A 19,217-nucleotide genomic window follows, 5' to 3' on the forward strand; every position below is an offset into this window, starting at 1 on the left:
GCTATCGCATTAAGAAATTTATATACAATATATTTGTGATTTATTTTTAGTGCGATGGCGCCTTCCAAAAAAAATAAATAACCGGATATCCGGATAAATAGGAAGAGGATAGTATATGGATCTTTTAGTTGAAATGAAAAATATAACAAAGAAATTTTCAGGGATAACTGCTTTGAATAATATGAATTTTCAGTTAGCGCCTGGAGAGGTTCATGTGCTTTTAGGAGAAAATGGAGCAGGGAAATCTACTTTAATGAAAATATTAAGTGGAGTATATGAGCCAACTGAAGGAACTATTATTTTAGGAACTAAAGAGTATTCTAATCTTACTCCAAAAGATTCAAAAGAGAATGGAATAAGTATTATTTATCAGGAGTTAAGTGTAATAGATGATTTATCAATAGAAGAGAATATTTTTGTTGGAAATTTACCGGAAAAAAAGATTTTTGGTATACCAATAGTAGATTATAAAAATATAAGAGAAAAAACAAAGGAACTTTTAAGGAGAGTTGGACTGAATAGAGATCCAGCTACTTTAGTAGAGGAATTAAGCATTTCGGAAAAGCAGCAGGTTGAAATAGCAAAAGCCTTAGCACAGAATGCAAAAATATTAATTATGGATGAACCTACATCCTCACTTACTATTGAGGAAACCAATAATTTATTTAATATAATAAAGTCATTAAAAAAAGAGAAAGTAGGAATTGTATATATATCTCATAAACTAAAGGAAATTGTAGAAATAGGTGACAAAGTAACTATTTTAAAAGATGGAAATTACGTTGGAACTAGGAACGCTAAAAATGTAACAGAGGAAGAATTAGTTACAATGATGGTTGGACGAGAATTAAAATCAAAATATTTAAATACAGATAAAAGTTATCAGGGAACTAGTGAAGTTGTTTTTGAAGTTAATAATTTAACTAGAAAAGATAATAAAGTTAAAGATGTGAGTTTTAAATTATATAAAGGCGAAATTCTAGGTTTTGCAGGACTAATTGGAGCAGGTAGAAGTGAGCTTATGAATGCTATTTTTAGAGCTGAACCTATATCCTGCGGAGATATGTATCTGTTTGGTAAAAAATTAAATATATCAGAACCTTATGATGCAATAAAAGCTGGTATAGGGTTGATAACTGAAAATAGAAGAGAAACAGGGTTTTTTAAGAATTTTAGTATAAAAGAAAATATATCTATAGTTCCCTTTTTAAAAACATCCAAGGCAAAAGGAATTTGGGGACTAATAAATATGGAAAGAGAAAAAAAATATTCATTAGAACAAAAAGAATATTTAAATATAAAGTGTTCCTCTGTAGAACAGAATATTACTGAGTTATCTGGAGGAAATCAACAAAAAGTAATTATAGGGAAATGGTTGGCGGCAGATTCAAATTTAATTATATTTGATGAACCAACTAAAGGAATAGATGTTGGAGCGAAAAGTGAGATATATTCAATAATGAGAAATTTATCTGAAAATGGAAAAGGGATTCTTATGGTATCATCAGAATTACCAGAGCTTCTTTCAGTATGTGATCGAATAGCAGTATTTAAAGATGGAAAAATAAAAACTATTTTTACTAGTGAGGAAGCAACAGAAGAAAAAATTCTTCTAGCTGCTACTTCTGAAAATTAGATGTAAAAAAGGAGTAGTATATATGAAAAAGGATTTTAATAGTATATGGCAAACATATGGTACTTTGGGAATATTTGTTTTGATTACAGCTTTATTAGGGATACTTTCACCAGAATATTTTTTAACATCTAATAATCTTGTTCAAGTAGTATTACAAAGTTCAATAACTATATTAATTGCCTGTGGAGAATTTTTTGCAATATTAATAGCTGGAATAGATTTATCAGTAGGATCTATTATAGCGTTAACTGGAATGATAACTGCAAAAATGATGGCAAGCGGTATACCAGTAAGTATAGCTGTTTTAGTTGGAGGGATTCTTTGTGGAGCACTGCTTGGAGCTATTAATGGCTCTTTAGTTAATGCAACGGGTCTACATCCATTCATAATTACACTGGGAACTCAAGCCATATATAGAGGTATTACTCTAATTATTTCAAATGCTAGACCAGTATTTGGTTTCCCCAAATCTTTTACTAGCGGATTGGCAGGATGGTTATGGAAAATACCCATTCCAATAATTATAGCTTTAATGGTAGCTGTTATATTAACATTTGTAACAACTAAAACAAAACTAGGAAGAAATATATATGCCTTAGGAGGAAATAGCCAATCCGCTTGGTTTTCTGGAATAAATATTAAAATACATACATTAATAGTATTTATAATTTCAGGTGTTTGTTCAGGGATTGCAGGAGTAGTAATGACAGCAAGATTAGGAGCAGCAGAACCATTAGCAGGTGTAGGATTCGAAACCTTTGCTATTGCTTCAGCAATAATAGGAGGGACGAGCTTCTTTGGAGGAAAAGGAAAAATATTTGGAGTTGTAATGGGAGGATTAATAATTGGTGTTATAAACAATGGGTTGAATATATTAAATGTTGAAACTTACTATCAACAAATTGTAATGGGAGCATTAATAATTGGTGCTGTAACTTTAGATAAATTATTTAGTAAAAAGAAGGGATGATGTTAAAATGAATTATGGTTTTGCGCCTTCTCTAATGTGTATGAATATATTAAAGTTAGAAGAACAAATAAAGATATTAAATGAAAGAGCAGATTTTTTTCATGTGGATATAATGGATGGACATTATGTTAAGAATATAACTTTATCACCATTTTTTATAGAACAAATAAGACCTTTAGCTAATATTCCAATAGATGCACATTTAATGGTAGAAAATCCAAATGATTTTCTAGATGAATTATCAAGAGTTGGAACAGATTATGTGTCATTACATGTTGAAACTATAAATAAAGATGCTTTTAGAATTATTAATAAGATAAAATCATTAGGAATGAAGGTAGGAGTTGTTTTGAATCCGGCTACTTCGGTACAGGTAATGAAGCATTATATAAATAGAATTGATAAGATAACAGTAATGACTGTAGATCCTGGCTTTGCAGGTCAGAAATTTATACCGGAAATGTTGGAGAAAATAAAAGAATTAAAAGAAATGAAGGAAAAAGAAGACTACAAATATATAATAGAGATTGATGGTTCTTGTAATGAAAAAACATTTAAGCAATTAAAAGAAGTAGGAGCAGAAATATTTGTAGTTGGATCATCAGGATTATTTAATAAAGATGAAGATTTAGAAAAAGCTTGGGATATGATGATGGCTGATTTTAATTATTCACTTTCTTATAAAGAATAGAGCAAAAAAATAATAGAAGGTGATTGATATGCAAAATAATTTTGTACTTGGAGTGGATATTGGAGGAACTAATTTTAGAATTGGGTTAGTTAATGAAAAAGGTGAACTAAGTAATTATATAAAAGAAAGTAGTTCAATACTAAACGAACCAGGGAACCCTCTAATTAATTTGAAGGAATATTTATTAAAATATATTAAGGAAAATTTATCAGGAGAATTAAAGGCAATAAGCATTGGCTTTCCTTCTACTATTAGTAAAGATAAGAAAAAAGTTTATTCTACTCCTAATTTACCAGGATTTAATGATATAAATATAGTAGATTATTTATGCAGTGAAATTAAGGTACCTATATTTTTAAGTAAAGATGTAAACTGTCTATTGAAATGGGATATGGTGGATAAAAATATTAGTAAAGAAGGAATAACTTTAGGTTTTTATATAGGAACTGGATTTGGTAATTCTATATGTATAGATGGTAAATTCTTAATTGGAAAAAATGGTTCTGCAGGAGAATTAGGTCATATTCCAGTATTAAATAGTGATGATAAATGTGGATGTGGAAATATAGGCTGTATAGAGCTATACGCATCTGGGAAAAGATTAAGTAAGATAAGAGAAGAAAGTTTTAAAAATACAGAAATAGATGAACTATTTGTTAAACACAGACATAGTGAAATTCTTGAGGAATTCATAAATACTATTTCTATTCCTATTGCCACAGAGATAAATATATTTGATCCAGATAATATTATAATTGGTGGCGGAGTAGTAAACATGAATGGATTTCCAAAGGATTTTTTAGAAGAATGTATATATAAACATTCAAGAAAGCCTTTTCCAGCAGAAAGTTTAAAGTTTTTATATTCCTCTCAAACTCAAGAAGCAGGAGTATTAGGAGCGGCATTTAAAGCTATGGAAAAGTTGAATAGGAAGTAAGAAAGGAAGTTTTGTTAATGATAGCTATAGGAAGTGATCATGCAGCTTTTACTTTAAAAGAGGAAATAAAGAGATATTTAGATGAAAAAGGATTAGACTATAAGGATTACGGATGTTTTAATGAAGAAAGAACTGACTATCCAATATATGGTCAAATGGTTGGAAAAGCTGTAGCTAGTGGTGAATGTGAAAAAGGAATTTTACTTTGTGGGACGGGGGTAGGCATATCTTTAGCTGCTAATAAGGTAAAAGGAGTCAGAGCTGTAGTATGTAGTGATTGTTATACTGCAAAGTTGTCCAAAGAACACAATAATACCAATATATTAGCTATGGGTTCAAGAGTTGTAGGGGTAGACTTAGCGAAAATGATCTTAGATGCATGGTTAAGTGCTAACTTTCAAGGAGAAAGACATCAAAAAAGAGTGGATATGATACATCAAATAGAAAATAATAATCTAAAATAGTTAATTAAGCTAAGCTACTTAACAATAATACCTCACACCAATATACCTATATACCATTATAAAAGTGGTTTAGCTTATATTATAGCACTATGTTAGTATAGCATGGTGCTTTTTGTTTCAAGAATAAATTTTTATAAACAAGTACACTAAACTTGTGCAGGATTTTAAATAGAAATGCAGAATATATACAATAATTAATATCATTAAATAAATTATGCTATTTAAGGGAGTGATAATTGTGTATGATATTATTATAATTGGAGCTGGAGTTGTAGGTGCAAATGTTGCAAGAGAGCTTTCAAAATATAAACTAAACATATGTATTTTAGAAAAGCAGGATGATGTAAGTTGTGGAGCTTCTAAAGCTAATAGTGGAATAGTTCATGGTGGATATGATGATAAGCCAGGTACTTTAAAAGCTAAGTTGTGTATACAAGGAAATAAAATGTATGAACAATTAGAAAGAGAACTTAATTTTGGATATAGAAAAACCGGATCTTTAGTAATTGCCTTTTCTGATGAGGAAAAAAGGGGATTAGTGGAGCTTTATGAACAAGGAGTAGAAAATGGCATTAAAGATTTAGAGATAATAGATGGAGATAAAGTTAGAGAATTAGAGCCTTATATTAGTAATGAAGTAAAGTGGGCTCTTTATTGCAAACATTCAGGTGTGTGTTCTCCTTATGAGTTTTGTATAGCACTTGTAGAAAATGCTATACAAAATGGAGTGGAACTTAAGCTTAACAATGAAGTGAAAAGTGTAGAAAAAAAACAGGGATATTTTGAAGTAATTACATCTAAAGAAAAGTTAAAAGGTAGATATGTAATAAATGCAGCAGGAGTTTATAGTGATAAAATATCTCAAATGGTAGGTGTAGAAAATTTTTATATAATACCTAGAAGAGGGGAATATATATTATTTAATAAAGATCAGTCTTATTTAATAAATAGAGTGATCTTTCAAGTTCCCACGCAAAAAGGAAAAGGAATATTAGTAACTACAACATATCACGGAAATCTTATGATAGGGCCAGATGCACAACAGGTAGCTGATAGAGAGGATGTTTCCACTAATGAGGAAAATTTAAAATATATAATGAAAACTGCCAAGAAATCTATAAGTGGATTTGACATGAAAAAAGCTATAACTTCTTTTGCAGGAATAAGACCAACTAGTAGTAAAAAGGATTTTATAATAGAGGAAACAGAAGTTAAGGGATTCATAAATGTAGCAGGAATAGATTCACCAGGTCTTACATCTTCACCCGCTATAGCAAAGATAGTAATCTCCATTCTTAGAACTTCAGGATTAGAGCTTAAGAAGAAAGAAAATTTTATAAGTTATAGAAAACCTATAATAGTCAAAAAGGATGAAAATTTTAAAGGAGATATAAATTCAGAAGATTCAAATAAACATATAATTTGCAGATGCGAAATGATAACAGAGGTTGAAATAGTAGATGCATTAAGAAGAGAAATAAAGATAAAATCAATAGATGGCATTAAAAGACGTACTAGAGCTGGGCAAGGTATGTGTCAGGGAAATTTTTGCGGTAAAAGAATAAAAAAATTAATTGCAGAAGTACTTGATATAGAAGAAGATGAAGTTGTTGAAAAAGGATTGGGGTCTTCAGATATTCACAAGAGAATGAAGAGAATGGATATAATGAAATTAGAATAGAGAAGGGAAATGCATATGAAAATATTAACTTTAATAGAAAATAGATGTGAGCGAGATGATTTGATAGCAGAACACGGATTGTCTTTATATATAGAAAAGGATAATAAAAAAATATTATTAGATACAGGAGAATCAGGTAAATTTATTGAAAATGCAAAAACAATGGGGATAAATATTAATGATATTGACATTTTAGTGCTTTCTCATGGTCATTATGATCATGTAGGAGGAGTAGAAAAGTTTTTAAATGAGAATAGTAAAGCAAAAGTATATTTAAAATCTGCTGTTAAAGAAGAGTGTTATGCAAAAAGGTTAGGAATTAGTAAATATATAGGAATTGATAAAAACATATTAAAAGAACATTTTCATAGATTAGTATTTGTAGATAAATTAAGTGAAATAGATAAAGATATATTTATTATTACAGATATAGTAAAAGAATATTCTCTTCCAGAAGGAAATAAATATCTTTATATTAAGGAAAATGGAGAGCTTAAGAAAGATGATTTTAAACATGAGCTTATACTAGTTATTAAAGAAAAAAATGGGCTTGTTATGTTTACCGGTTGCGCACATAGTGGTATTCTTAATATGATCAAATCAGTGAAAAATAATTTTCCTAAGGAACATATTAAAGCTGTTTTAGGGGGATTTCATCTTATGGTAATACCAAGAGCAAATCTTTCTTGTATGGATCAAAAGGATATAAATTATATAGCAGAAAATATTATAAAAGAAAAAATTGATAAAGTTTATACAGGACACTGTACTGGGAGAGAAGGATTTGAAAGATTAAAAAAAGTGTTAGAAGATAAAGTAGAATATATTAATACAGGTTGTTGTATAAATATATAAAATTTTTAATAAGTTAAAGTAAAGAGGTGGAGTGTAGAGTAGGAGCTAAATCTATGATGCACTATTTTTTAATTTAAATATTCGGAAAATTACCTAAAAATGTTGACAAATATTTAACAATGAATTATTACATTTAATCTATCTTAATTAAAATAAATTAGAAAGGGATTGTCTTGAAAATCATTTGAAAAGGCAATTCCTTTTCTATGCTAAAATTAGAAAAATATTAATAGCTACATTGATTTTTCATGTATTTCTTATTTTTATTCATAAGATGTTGTCACACCTAGAAATATTTCTAGGTGTGACAATATCTTATATATTGGAAAAATTTTTAAATTAAATAATTTTTATAGATTAGATACATACTTATCTATTAAATTTACCAAATCGCCTACCTCTGGTTTACTTAATTGAGCATCTGCACCAACAGATTCCCCTTTATGTCTCAGGTTATCTGTAATTAATGAAGAAAATATAATAACCGGCAATTTTCTTAAAATAGGATGTTCTTTAATTTTTCTTGTAAGAGTGTGTCCATCCATTTGAGGCATTTCAATATCTGTTATAAGTATTTGAACATCTTCTGTAAAACGGTCTTGTTTCCTTTCAAATACATTTTCTAAATAATCTAGAGCTTGTTTACCATCATCAAAAATATTTAATTTATTAAATCCAGCTTTTGTAAGGGTATCTTTTAAAAGTCTTCTTATTAAAGCAGAATCATCTGCTAACATAACTTTAATATTAGACCTGTCTTTATAATCTACTTGTACAATTTTATCTTCACTAATACCAGTGCTTGGACTAATATCTGTAACTATTTTTTCAAAGTCTAGTAATAATATTATTTGTTCATTTAATAGTATGTTTCCTATAACTAGAGAATTTTCGGATAAATCATCTGGTTTCATTATTTTTTCCCATTTGATACGATGAACTCCTACAATATCATCAATATTAAAAGCTACTTTAATTTTATTAAATTCACATATTATTATTTTAGATTTATTAAAATCTTTTCTTATACCATCTAAAACGTAATTTAAGTCTACTAAAGTTATTATTTCATTTCTACAAAGTATTAATCCCGCTATAGCAGGGTGTGTTTGTGGAAGTTTTGTGACACTATCAATATCTATTACTTCTTTAACTTTTATAACATTGATTGCGTAATGTTTATTATTTACTATAAATTCTAATATTTCTAATTCGCCTGTTCCAGATTCTAGTAGTATGCCATTGTCCATAATTTCACTCCTTTTATATAATCAATTATTTAATTAATATAAAATATTCATAAATGGTATTTATGGAATATTTCGAATAAAAAATCCATTACTTTAATAGTAACATAAAAATTTTTTTATATATATAAAATTATGTAAATATAAAGAACGAAAATTGCCACTAAATTTTTAATATGCCTAAAAACCCTATTTTGTTAACTAAATAGGGTTTTAGAGCAAAGTTATTATATTTCCATAGTATTTACTGTTACATCCTCTATTTTTAGTAAGTCCTTTTCTAATTCTGATATTTCTTGGTCTGATCCGCAAAGTTGAAGTAAAACTATACCTTTTCGAGAACAGCAATCATCTGAAGTCTCATGTAAACCTAATCTTGTCTTTATTATACAACCATGTTTTGTTAACACATCTTGAACATGAACAGCATGAGTGTTTCTAGTATTGATACTTATACCCATTATTATTGTTTTTTCCATAAGAAAATCATCCTTTCTAAAAATATATATTATTATTATTGAACATATAGATTTTATTTAATCAATAATCTTTAGAAAAAGTTTCATAAGTATATAATAGAAACAAAAATTCTAATTTAATTTAAAAGTGTTAGCTTCTTTGTATAATTCTTCTGTAAATATTGTTAATTCATCTACTAATTTTTTCATAGATATTATATTTTCATTTACCTCAGATGTAGAAGCTGCAATTTCTTCAGAAGAAGCCGAGATTTCTTCTGTTACTGTCAAAATAGATTCCATAGATGTAGTAATAGATTCTTTTTTAGTAAAAGCATCATTTACTTTTTCTAAGTTTTCTTCAATTGAGTTAGGTATTTCCTTGATAAATGTTACTACATTTTCAAGAGTATCTTTAGTTTTGCTTATAGCCAGTGTTTGCTTTTGTGCTACCATATTTGATTTTTTAACAGTTTCTACAGATATATTAATTGCCTCAACTAAATCCTTTATTAAGTTATCAATTTTATCTGTAGCATTAGAAGTTTCTTCAGATAATTTTTTTACTTCATTAGCAACTACAGCAAAACCTTTACCATATTCTCCAGCTCTAGCAGATTCTATAGAAGCATTAAGAGCAAGTAAATTTGTTTGATAAGATATATCACCTATAGTATGAATTATATTTAATATTTCTCTTGATTTTTCTAAAAGATTTTGCATTTTTAAAGTGGTTTCATCTGCAATTTCCCTATTTTCTTTATTTTGAGTTTCTAATAAGTTTAAAGTATTTATTATATTTTCATTTAGAGTTGATGTTTTTTCCACTTCTTTATTCATTGCGGTGCTTGTATCTTTAATAGAATTAATATCTGTAGATAGAGTGGTTATTTCATTTGAGCTTCTTTGTATTTCTTTTGTAGTATCTGCTATGCCAGCAGATATTTCTTCCATAGCTTCTTTTATACTATTGGAATTTTGTTCAGTAACCGATGTAACTGAATCAACTATGTAAGTTTTTTCTTTTAACATTTTAGAAGTATCATTTATTTTAGTAATTATTGAGTGCATTTTATCTAACATATGGTTAAATATATTAGATATGTATCCAAGTTCATCTTTTGAATTAATATTTAGTCTAATGCTTAAATCTCCATTAGAAGCAAGTTCCATAGCATTTACTATTTGTGTTAAAGGATTTATTTTATTAGTAATAAGTTTTCTTATTATTAATATAGATAAAATAAAAACAATCACAGTTATTATCATAATGGATACCAGTATATTATAAGCAGGTTTGTAAAAATCTTCATTATAACATCCTACATTTATGTACCAATCCCAAGGCTCAAAGTAACCTACAGCATTTACTTTTGGACGTTCTTTTGTTTCATCAGGGTTTTTCCACCAGAAATGTATTATACCATTATTTTTAGGCGCTTTTCCTTCTTCTATAATAAGCTTAGTTACACTATTACCTTTAGCATCAGTTACTGAAGAGATGTTTTCACCCTCTTTAAAAGGATGCATAACTTCTAGCCCATTGCTATCTATTGCGTACATATAAGCTTTAATACCAAGTTCAAGAGTCTCATTAAGTCCTCTAGTTTTGCCATCACTTTCCTTTGGATTTAACATTTTCATTCTAAATATTTCTTGAGCATGATTTCTTGAAATTTTACCTTCTTTCACTTCTTCCTCTAAGCTTGACATCATAGCAAGTCCCATTTGAATTCTGTTTCTTAGAGCTTCTTCACCTAAAGCAGTTAAAGCTTTTTTTGAGCTTAAAAATGAAGTTATAGTCATTGCTAATATAGAAACAATTATCAAAAGAAAAATTGATATATAAGATGAAAGAAGACTTCTTTTTAGAGTATTGTTTTTCATTTGTTTTGCCATATAAAAACCTCCATTAAATATTTATAATAAATTATAAAAGTGTACAACAATAGTAATTATATAATAATTTATATTAAATAACAATATATATTACACGGTAACTAATAAAAAATAATTTAGTTTATTAAAAAACCTCCCGACAAAATATATAATTTTATTGGGAGGTTGCACCATTAACTCCAAATTTCCCAGGTGCCCAAATATAGGAAAATCTTCATTGCTCCAATTTCATTAAAATTATGGAATTATTCAGTAATTATAGCATATAATATATAAAATATGAAGATAAATATTAAAATAGATGAAAATTATTGTATAAAATGCATTGACGAGATGTATAATATATGCTACTATTTATCACAATATAAATCTAAATATTGCGTTATAAAGTTTTAGAGACTATGAAAGGTAAAAAGTTACTTACACTCAGTTACAGAGAACCAACCTAGGCTGAAAGTTGGTACTGATGGGGTAATGATACTCGACCTAGAGTCTGAAAGGCTGAAAATTATAAGTAAGCTTTCACGGGAGCAGCCGTTAAAATGCAAGGGTTTTTAGCTTTTATTTAATGAGATCATCTGTTATTTAGGTGATGAAATAGAGTGGTACCGCGTTAATAGACGCCTCTATATGTCTTTTATGATATGTAGAGGCGTTTTAATATAATTTTAAAAGGGGGCATTTTTATGGATGGGCTATTAGCATTCACAGTATTATTTATTATTTTTGGTTTTGGAGATTTTGTTTCTTCTAAAACTAAAGCGATTTGTTCAACTTTATTTATTTCTTCAGTGATTCTCTTAGTTGGTTTTTGGATGGGGCTACCTAAAACCATATTTAAAGATTCATATTTACTTCCTATGGGATCTATATTAATTTCTGTATTAATTACTCATATGGGTACATTGATGGGGATTAAGGATCTTGTAAAGCAGTGGAAGACAGTATTAATAGCTTTGATAGCTATTATAGGAATTGGAGTTTTTGTTTATTTATTAGGTACTCCTATTATTGGACGAGACTATTCAGTAGCGGCAGCACCACCAATAGCTGGAGGAGTAGTAGCAGGAATAATGATGGGAGAAGCTGCAAAAGTAAAAGGACTCGAAACAATAATGGTTTTTGCAACTTTACTAGTAGTAGTACAAGGATTTTTTGGATATCCTATAGCATCTATTTGTTTAAGCAAAGAGGCAAAAAGAATTTCAAAAGAGTTTAACAATGGAGGATTAAAGAAAAATATTGCTGAAGATGAAGTAGTTAGTACTTTAGAGACAGAAATAAAAAGACCTAAATATAAAATTTTTCCTGAATTCCCCAAAGAACTTCAAACTCCATCTATACTTTTAGCTAAATTAGGATTAGCATCATTTCTAAGTTTTAAATTGGCGGCAGCTACTGGTGGAGTTATAAATAAATATGTTATGTGTCTTATAGTAGGAATAGTGCTAAAAGAGGTAGGATTTCTTGAAGGAGATATTCTTACAAAAGCAAATGCTTTTGGATTTGCCATGGGAAGTCTGCTTGTAGTTATATTTGCAAATCTAGTAAGTGCTACCCCTGAAATGGTAGTATCATTGCTTTGGCCTCTACTTGTAAGTTTAGTGTTAGGGGTTGTTGGAATAGCAGTATGTAGCATACCATTAGGAAAAGCTTTGGGGTATAGCTGGCAAATGGCTTTTGCCATAGGAATTACAGCACTTTTTGGATTTCCTGGGACCTTTATAATTTCTCAGGAGGTTGCTAATGCAGAGGGAAAAACTGATGAAGAGAAACAATTTATTTTAAATGAAATGTTACCTAAAATGTTAGTGGCAGGATTTGTAACTGTTACTATAGCTTCTGTTATATTAGCAGGTATTATGGTTAAAATGCTCTAATTTTTTAATTAATATACTTTAATAATGTATAGCTGTACATTTTAAAATTACTAAATAAGAGGGGGATTTTTAAATATGAAAACCTTAGAACTATCAAGAAAATATTATGATTGGATGGTGGAATTAAGAAGAGATTTTCACAAACATCCAGAAGAATCTTTTAAAGAATTTAGAACTTCTCAAAAAATAAAAGAAGAATTGAATAATATGGGAATTGAAGTAATGTCTATAGGAGACACTGGAGTGGTTGGATTACTTAGAGGAAAAGAAGGAGGAAAAGTGGTAGCGCTTAGGGCAGATATTGATGCATTATCTGTTAATGAAGAAACAGGACTTCCTTATAGTTCAGAAGAACCAGGTATGATGCATGCATGTGGGCATGATTTTCATGCATCTATGCTTTTAGGAGCTGCTAAAATATTATCGGAAATAAAAGATGAAATACAAGGAAGTGTAAAATTTATATTTCAACCTGCTGAAGAAGTAGCAGGAGGGGCGAAGAGTATGATACAAGGTGGAGCTTTAGAAAATCCAAAAGTGGACATGATTTTTGGAATGCACATATGGTCAGATATTCCAGTAGGGCAAGTTAGCTTACAATCTGGCCCAATAATGGCATCAGCAGATGTATGGAGTATTACTATTAAAGGTAAATCTTGTCATGGATCTTCACCATGGCAGGGGGTAGATGCAATAACATGTGCTACAGCAGTATTACAGGGACTTCATACTATAGTAACTAGGGTAAATGATGTTAGAAATCCTATAGTAATTAATGTAGGAACTATTAATGCAGGGGAACGTTTTAATGTAGTACCTGGAAGGGCAGAAATTACGGGAATGAATAGAACATTTACAGTAGATTCTAGAAATATGATGCCTAAATGGATGGAAAAAATGATTAAAAGCACTTGTGAAGTTTATTGCTGTGAGTATGAATTTAAATATGATTTTACATGTAGTCCTACCGTAAATGATGGAATTTCTGTGAATATAGCAGCAGAAGCTGTAGAAAAAATAGTAGGAAAAGAAAATATGATTAATATAGAAAAAGTTATGGGATCAGAAGATTTTTCGGAGTATGCATATAAAGTACCAGCAGCATTAATGTTTTTAGGTGGGCGTAATGAAGAAAAGAAATGTTGCTATTCACATCATTCAAATTTCTTTAATGTAGATGAAGAGGCTTTACCAATAGGTGCTGCCAGTTATGCTCAGGTAGCATTAGATTTCTTAAATAAATAAAAATAGCTTATAATACCAACTATTATGGTAAAATATAATTGAATAGATATGAAGTTAAAAAGGATTTTCTAAAAGTGAAAATCCTTTTTTTCAGAGTACTACATATAAAGCATACATTGTACTGTGAAAAAATTTATAAGATTTGGAGGGAAAGTTGTGGCGGATATGAAATGGACACAAGAACAACAAAATGCTATATGTACAAAAAATTGCAACTTACTTGTAGCGGCAGCAGCAGGTTCAGGTAAAACTGCAGTACTGGTACAAAGAATTATAGAAAAGATAATGGATATAAATAATCCTATAGATATAGATAGACTTTTAGTAGTTACTTTTACTAATGCAGCAGCTTCAGAAATGAAAGAGAGAATAGGGGAAGCAATATCAAAGGAATTGGATAAAAATCCTAATTTTAAAATATTACAAAGGCAACTTACTTTACTTAATAGAGCTAATATTACAACTATACATTCTTTTTGTCTTCAAGTTATAAGAAATAATTTTCATATTATAGATATAGATCCTTCTTTTAGAGTGGGAGATGGAACTGAGACTATATTATTAAAGAAGGAGGCACTAGATGAGCTTTTTGAACAAAGATATGAAGAGAAGAATTGTAAAAAAGAGTTTTTAGAACTTGTGGATTCCTATGGAGGTAGGGATGATGCTAAAATATTGGAAATGGTGGAGAGTATTTACAATTTTTCTCAAAGTCTTCCCTGGCCTCAAATGTGGTTTGATAAAGTTTTACAAAGCTTCAATGTAGATTCTGATTTTAAATTTGAAGAATCTAATTGGGCTAATATAATAATTGAGGATATAAAAATTGAAATAGTGGGGTTGAAGAAAAAAATTTTAAGGGCATTAAAATCTTTAAAAGAAACTGAAGGGTTGGAAAGTTATGTAGAAGTTTTTAAAGAAGATTTAATAACAATAGAGAAGATAGAGAGTAGTTTGTGTTGGCAGGATCTGAATAGTGAAATAAAGAATTTTAACTTTGGAAACCTTCCTAGAAAAAGAGTAGATGATTCTATCAAAGAGATAAAAGATAAGGCACTAGATATAAGAAAAAAAGTTAAAGAAAAAATAGAAAAAATTAAAGATGATGTATTTGTAGGAACTGAGAATATTGGTGAGAATTTAAGAAAACTGTATCCAAGAATAAAATGCTTAATAGAACTTACTATGGATTTTAGTAAAATATATAGAAGTAAAAAAAGAGAAAAAAATATTGTGGATTTCAATGACATAGAACATTTTGCATTAGAAATACTTACAGATTTTAATGAAAATAAAGAAGTGATTCCTTCGGCAGTTGCTATAGAATATAGAGAAAAGTTTGAAGAAGTATTAGTTGATGAATATCAAGATAGTAACTTGGTACAGGAAGTTATACTAAATTGCGTGTCAAGACAACCAAATATAAAGTTAGAAAATCAGAAGCTTATTCAACCTAATAGATTTATGGTAGGAGATGTAAAACAGAGTATATATAGATTTAGACAGGCAAAGCCAGAACTATTTTTAGATAAATATAATAACTACTCTGAACAAGAAGGAGATAATAATAGAAAGATAAAACTTTTTAAAAACTTTAGAAGTAGAAAAGAAGTTATAGATGGAGTTAATTTTATATTTAAACAGATAATGTGTAAGAATATTGGCGAATTGGATTATGATGAAGAAGAAAAGTTAAATCAGGGGGCTAATTTCCCAGAATTAGATGAAGAAATAAATTGTGGTGGTTCTATAGAAATTAATTTGATGGAGAAAAATAAAGTTGATTCTAATAATAGCTCTTATGAAGAGTATGATAATTATATATTTTCTGAAGAAGAGGAACAACCGGATAATATACAATTAGAAGCATCTATGGTATCACAAATAATAAAAAATCTTGTAAATGGGGAAAATGATAATTCATTCATGGTATTAGATAAGGCAACAAGTAAATATAGGAAGATTCAATACAGAGACATAGTAATTCTTATGAGGGCTACAGCAGAAGCTGCACCTATTTTTATGGAGGAGCTTAATAATAGGGGAATACCAGTTTTTGCTGATACTGCTTCAGGCTATTTTCAGACAACAGAAGTGAAAACTATTTTATCATTGTTACAAATAGTTGATAATCCAAGACAGGATATACCACTTCTTTCGGTAATGAGATCTCCTATATTTTCCTTTTCATCAGAAGAAGTTATAGATGTAAAACTTATAAATAAGAATATGAGTATCTATGAAGATTTAAGGAAAATAGAAGATGAAGGCTTATGTACAGAAGATGAAAAGAACTATGTAAAAAATTTAAACAAAGATTTGATAAAAAAAGTAATAGGATTTTTAAATAAACTTAATAGTTGGAGAGAAAAATCATTACATATGGGTATAGATCAATTTATATGGTATCTATATACTGAAACAGGGTATTATGGATATGCTGGAGCTATGCCAGGAGGTATTCAAAGACAAGCAAATCTAAGAATATTATTTGAAAGAGCTAAACAATATGAAAGTACAAGTTTTAGAGGATTATTTAATTTTATTGATTTTATAAATAAATTAAAAAATAGTAGCGGAGATATGGGAAGTGCTAAGGTTTTAGGAGAAAATGAAAATGTAGTTAGAATTATGAGCATACATAAAAGTAAAGGGCTAGAATTTCCTGTAGTTATTTTGTCTACAACAGGTAAAAATTTTAATTTACAAGATATTAGAAAATCTATGTTATATCATCATGAATTAGGGTTAGGACCAGATTATGTAGATTTAGAAAAAAGAATAAGTTATCCTACTATTATAAAACAAATAATAAAAAAGAAAATAAAGCTTGAAACTCTTTCAGAGGAAATGAGAATACTTTATGTAGCTTTTACTAGAGCTAAAGAAAAGCTTATAATTACTGGAATGATAAATAATTTAGATAATACTCTAGAAAAGTGGGCTAGTATTGCCATGGAGGGAGAAGAGAAAATACCTGAGTATGCATTAATGGAAAGTAAGAATTATCTAGATTGGATTTTCCCAACTGTATTAAGGCATAAAGATTCAGTAGATTTTGCAGATAAATTTGATATTAAAGATATGGAACAAAGAATAATATTAGATGAATCAAAATGGAAAATCAAGTTGTGGGATAGAGATGAACTTATAGAAGATAAAGTTGAAAAAGAAGAAATAGATATATTGAAAGAACTAGAAAATCTTCAGTTTTCTACAGAAGAAAGTAAGTATAAAGAAGAAATAAAAAGAAGATTAAAATGGGAATATAAATATATAGAATCTTGTACAATACCTGCAAAATTTTCTGTATCAGAACTTAAAAGAAAGTTTTCAGAAACTGATGATGAAAATTCAACTCCTTTGTTAGTAACATCCTTATTAAAGAAACCGATTTTTTTAGAAAAAACAAAAAAATTTACTTCAGCGCAAATAGGAACATTCATGCATTTAGCAATGCAACAGATAAATATAAACAAAACCTCTAGCATAGAGGAGATAAGAAATGAAATAAGTAGGATGATTATAGAGGAATTTATTACAGAAGAAGCAGCAAGAGAAGTAAGAATAAATAAAATATATAATTTTTTTAAAAGCACTTTAGGGAAAAGAGTGAAAGCAGCTAGTCATATAAAAAGAGAAACTCCTTTTTATATAGAAGTTAATAGTACTGATATTTACAAGGACTTATCAAAAGATATATATGGGGGAGAAAAGGTAATTCTTCAAGGAGTAATAGACCTTTATTTTGAAGAAGAGGATGGTTTGGTATTGATAGATTATAAAACAGACTATGTAGAAGATATTGAAGATATTAAGAAAAAATATTTTATGCAATTAAAGTATTATAAAGAAGCATTAGAAAGAATAACAGGCAAAAAGGTTAAAGAAAAGTTTTTATATCTTTTCCATATAGATGATTTTATTGAAATATAATATTTAAATTACATTGTGGAACAATATTATTTAGAAGTACTTAATAGATTAATATTTTAAATTATTAATGTAGAGTATATAAAAAATACTTGATAATAATTATTAATTAATATATAATATCTACAAAAGGAAATTACTAAATAAGGTGGTAATATATATGAATAAAAAAGGAATTAAAATATCAATAATTGGAGCAGGATTTGTTGGTTCTACTACGGCTTATGCCATTATGATGGAAGGTTTAGCTTCAGAAATAGTTATAGTAGATATAAATAAAGAAAAGGCAGAAGGAGAAGCTATGGATTTAGCACATGGTGTATCCTTTGTTAAGCCTGTAGAGATAATTTCTGGAGATTATAAAGATACTAAGGATTCAGATATAGTTATAATAACAGCAGGAGCAGGGCCAAAACCTGGTGAAACAAGATTAGATTTAATAAATAAAAACTTTAATATTTTTAAAGGTCTAGTACCAGAAGTAGTTAAATATAGTCCTAATTCTATATTACTTGTAGTATCAAATCCTGTAGATATATTAACTTATGTAACATATAAATTATCGGGTTTTCCTCAAGAAAGAGTAATTGGTTCAGGGACTGTACTTGATACATCAAGATTTAGATATCTTTTAAGTAATCACTTTAAAATAGATGTGAGAAATGTGCATACTTATATTTTAGGAGAGCATGGAGATTCAGAAATAGCTGCTTGGAGTCTTACTAATATAGCAGGTATTGGTGTAGAAGATTACTGTAATGACATTTGTAAGAGTTGTAGTGGAGACTTTAAAAGACGAATTCCAGAAGAAGTAAAAAATGCTGCTTATGAGGTGTTAAATAGGAAAGGATATACTTCTTATGCCGTAGCTTTGGCTGTTAGAAGAATTGTTGAGGCAATTATTAGAGATGAAGATTCTATACTTACAGTATCCTCATTACTTACTGGGCAATTTAGTATAGAAAACATATATATGGGAGTTCCAACTGTAATAGGAGAAGGGGGAATCAAAAGAATAATAGAAGTAAGGTTAAATGATGAGGAAGAAAAAAAATTAAAAGAGTCGGCTAAAGTACTTAAGGAAAACTTAGAGAAAATTAAATTTTAAATTGTATTATAATAAAGAAATAAACAAGGAAAAATTTGCCTTGTTTATTTTTTATTGTGTGCCCAGCATGGGCAACAACTTGACGGTGAAAGTCCGTTGTGGGCTTGGTAGTGGGAAGCACTAGCTGACGGCAAGGGTGTCCACCGTGAGGTGGAATCTGAAGGAAGCCGAAGGCAAAATCTTGGTCTGAGGAATACAAATTACATATAAGGC

14 protein-coding genes, 1 riboswitch and 1 other annotated feature are annotated in these 19,217 nt (G+C 28.8%); of the genes, 11 read left to right on the forward strand and 3 right to left on the reverse strand.

Annotated elements, in window-relative coordinates; all coding sequences use genetic code 11:
* Positions 1 to 115: 115 nt before the first annotated feature.
* The 7 genes from J2Z24_RS19740 (at position 116) to J2Z24_RS19770 (ending at position 7,234) form a co-directional block, all read left to right on the forward strand.
* Positions 116 to 1,636 (forward strand): sugar ABC transporter ATP-binding protein, encoded by a 1,521-nt coding sequence (locus J2Z24_RS19740; protein ID WP_035150569.1) that lies wholly within the window; start codon positions 116 to 118, stop codon positions 1,634 to 1,636.
* Positions 1,637 to 1,658: 22 nt separating this feature from the next.
* Positions 1,659 to 2,606 (forward strand): D-allose ABC transporter permease, encoded by a 948-nt coding sequence (gene alsC, locus J2Z24_RS19745; RefSeq protein ID WP_051593391.1) that lies wholly within the window; start codon positions 1,659 to 1,661, stop codon positions 2,604 to 2,606.
* A gap of 7 nt (positions 2,607 to 2,613) precedes the next feature.
* Positions 2,614 to 3,297 (forward strand): D-allulose 6-phosphate 3-epimerase, encoded by a 684-nt coding sequence (gene alsE, locus J2Z24_RS19750; RefSeq protein ID WP_035150565.1) that lies wholly within the window; start codon positions 2,614 to 2,616, stop codon positions 3,295 to 3,297.
* A gap of 28 nt (positions 3,298 to 3,325) precedes the next feature.
* Positions 3,326 to 4,234 (forward strand): allose kinase, encoded by a 909-nt coding sequence (gene alsK / locus J2Z24_RS19755; RefSeq protein WP_035150563.1) that lies wholly within the window; start codon positions 3,326 to 3,328, stop codon positions 4,232 to 4,234.
* Positions 4,235 to 4,251: 17 nt separating this feature from the next.
* A complete protein-coding gene (gene rpiB, locus J2Z24_RS19760) occupies positions 4,252 to 4,698 on the forward strand; it encodes a ribose 5-phosphate isomerase B (RefSeq protein ID WP_035150561.1) in 447 nt (148 codons plus the stop codon).
* Between the two features lie 238 nt (positions 4,699 to 4,936).
* Positions 4,937 to 6,379 (forward strand): NAD(P)/FAD-dependent oxidoreductase, encoded by a 1,443-nt coding sequence (locus J2Z24_RS19765; RefSeq protein ID WP_035150559.1) that lies wholly within the window; start codon positions 4,937 to 4,939, stop codon positions 6,377 to 6,379.
* 15 nt (positions 6,380 to 6,394) lie between these two features.
* The gene (locus J2Z24_RS19770) at positions 6,395 to 7,234 is read left to right on the forward strand and encodes an MBL fold metallo-hydrolase (protein WP_035150557.1); all 840 of its coding nucleotides are present in this window, start codon (positions 6,395 to 6,397) and stop codon (positions 7,232 to 7,234) included.
* 350 nt (positions 7,235 to 7,584) lie between these two features.
* Here the strand turns inward: J2Z24_RS19770 and J2Z24_RS19775 are convergent, their stop codons facing one another.
* The 3 genes from J2Z24_RS19775 to J2Z24_RS19785 all read right to left on the reverse strand — a co-directional run bounded on the left by J2Z24_RS19775 (position 7,585) and on the right by J2Z24_RS19785 (position 10,838).
* Complete coding sequence (locus J2Z24_RS19775) at positions 7,585 to 8,484, reverse strand: chemotaxis protein (protein WP_035150555.1); 900 nt, start codon at positions 8,482 to 8,484, stop codon at positions 7,585 to 7,587.
* 224 nt (positions 8,485 to 8,708) lie between these two features.
* Positions 8,709 to 8,960, reverse strand: a complete 252-nt coding sequence (locus J2Z24_RS19780; RefSeq protein WP_035150553.1) for a CPF_0552 family protein — start codon at positions 8,958 to 8,960, stop codon at positions 8,709 to 8,711.
* A gap of 111 nt (positions 8,961 to 9,071) precedes the next feature.
* On the reverse strand, positions 9,072 to 10,838 hold the full coding sequence (locus tag J2Z24_RS19785; RefSeq protein ID WP_035150551.1) for a methyl-accepting chemotaxis protein: 1,767 nt from the start codon (positions 10,836 to 10,838) through the stop codon (positions 9,072 to 9,074).
* 150 nt (positions 10,839 to 10,988) lie between these two features.
* A riboswitch (cyclic di-GMP riboswitch) is annotated at positions 10,989 to 11,071 on the reverse strand.
* Between the two features lie 159 nt (positions 11,072 to 11,230).
* Positions 11,231 to 11,469: a binding site (T-box leader), on the forward strand.
* A 55-nt stretch (positions 11,470 to 11,524) separates the two neighbouring features.
* On the opposite strand from J2Z24_RS19785, the gene J2Z24_RS19790 reads away from it, so the two are divergent.
* The 4 genes from J2Z24_RS19790 (at position 11,525) to J2Z24_RS19805 (ending at position 19,004) form a co-directional block, all read left to right on the forward strand.
* The gene (locus J2Z24_RS19790) at positions 11,525 to 12,718 is read left to right on the forward strand and encodes a hypothetical protein (RefSeq protein WP_035152489.1); all 1,194 of its coding nucleotides are present in this window, start codon (positions 11,525 to 11,527) and stop codon (positions 12,716 to 12,718) included.
* A gap of 75 nt (positions 12,719 to 12,793) precedes the next feature.
* A complete protein-coding gene (locus J2Z24_RS19795) occupies positions 12,794 to 13,963 on the forward strand; it encodes a M20 metallopeptidase family protein (protein ID WP_085059186.1) in 1,170 nt (389 codons plus the stop codon).
* Between the two features lie 156 nt (positions 13,964 to 14,119).
* Positions 14,120 to 17,899 (forward strand): helicase-exonuclease AddAB subunit AddA, encoded by a 3,780-nt coding sequence (gene addA, locus J2Z24_RS19800; RefSeq protein WP_035152488.1) that lies wholly within the window; start codon positions 14,120 to 14,122, stop codon positions 17,897 to 17,899.
* A 157-nt stretch (positions 17,900 to 18,056) separates the two neighbouring features.
* Positions 18,057 to 19,004 (forward strand): L-lactate dehydrogenase, encoded by a 948-nt coding sequence (locus J2Z24_RS19805; protein WP_035152486.1) that lies wholly within the window; start codon positions 18,057 to 18,059, stop codon positions 19,002 to 19,004.
* Positions 19,005 to 19,217: the final 213 nt, after the last annotated feature.

It is taken from the genome of Clostridium tetanomorphum, from assembly GCF_017873215.1.
Lineage (GTDB): Bacteria > Bacillota > Clostridia > Clostridiales > Clostridiaceae > Clostridium_AO > Clostridium_AO tetanomorphum.

What these genes read in the sequence shown, in the direction of transcription:
- J2Z24_RS19740 (WP_035150569.1), top strand. Translation starts at nt 116, where the DNA reads ATGGATCTTTTAGTTGAAATGAAAAATATAACAAAGAAATTTTCAGGG.
- alsC (WP_051593391.1), top strand. Translation starts at nt 1,659, where the DNA reads ATGAAAAAGGATTTTAATAGTATATGGCAAACATATGGTACTTTGGGA.
- alsE (WP_035150565.1), top strand. Translation starts at nt 2,614, where the DNA reads ATGAATTATGGTTTTGCGCCTTCTCTAATGTGTATGAATATATTAAAG.
- alsK (WP_035150563.1), top strand. Translation starts at nt 3,326, where the DNA reads ATGCAAAATAATTTTGTACTTGGAGTGGATATTGGAGGAACTAATTTT.
- rpiB (WP_035150561.1), top strand. Translation starts at nt 4,252, where the DNA reads ATGATAGCTATAGGAAGTGATCATGCAGCTTTTACTTTAAAAGAGGAA.
- J2Z24_RS19770 (WP_035150557.1), top strand. Translation starts at nt 6,395, where the DNA reads ATGAAAATATTAACTTTAATAGAAAATAGATGTGAGCGAGATGATTTG.
- J2Z24_RS19775 (WP_035150555.1), bottom strand. Translation starts at nt 8,484, where the DNA reads ATGGACAATGGCATACTACTAGAATCTGGAACAGGCGAATTAGAAATA.
- J2Z24_RS19780 (WP_035150553.1), bottom strand. Translation starts at nt 8,960, where the DNA reads ATGGAAAAAACAATAATAATGGGTATAAGTATCAATACTAGAAACACT.
- J2Z24_RS19785 (WP_035150551.1), bottom strand. Translation starts at nt 10,838, where the DNA reads ATGGCAAAACAAATGAAAAACAATACTCTAAAAAGAAGTCTTCTTTCA.
- J2Z24_RS19790 (WP_035152489.1), top strand. Translation starts at nt 11,525, where the DNA reads ATGGATGGGCTATTAGCATTCACAGTATTATTTATTATTTTTGGTTTT.
- J2Z24_RS19795 (WP_085059186.1), top strand. Translation starts at nt 12,794, where the DNA reads ATGAAAACCTTAGAACTATCAAGAAAATATTATGATTGGATGGTGGAA.
- J2Z24_RS19805 (WP_035152486.1), top strand. Translation starts at nt 18,057, where the DNA reads ATGAATAAAAAAGGAATTAAAATATCAATAATTGGAGCAGGATTTGTT.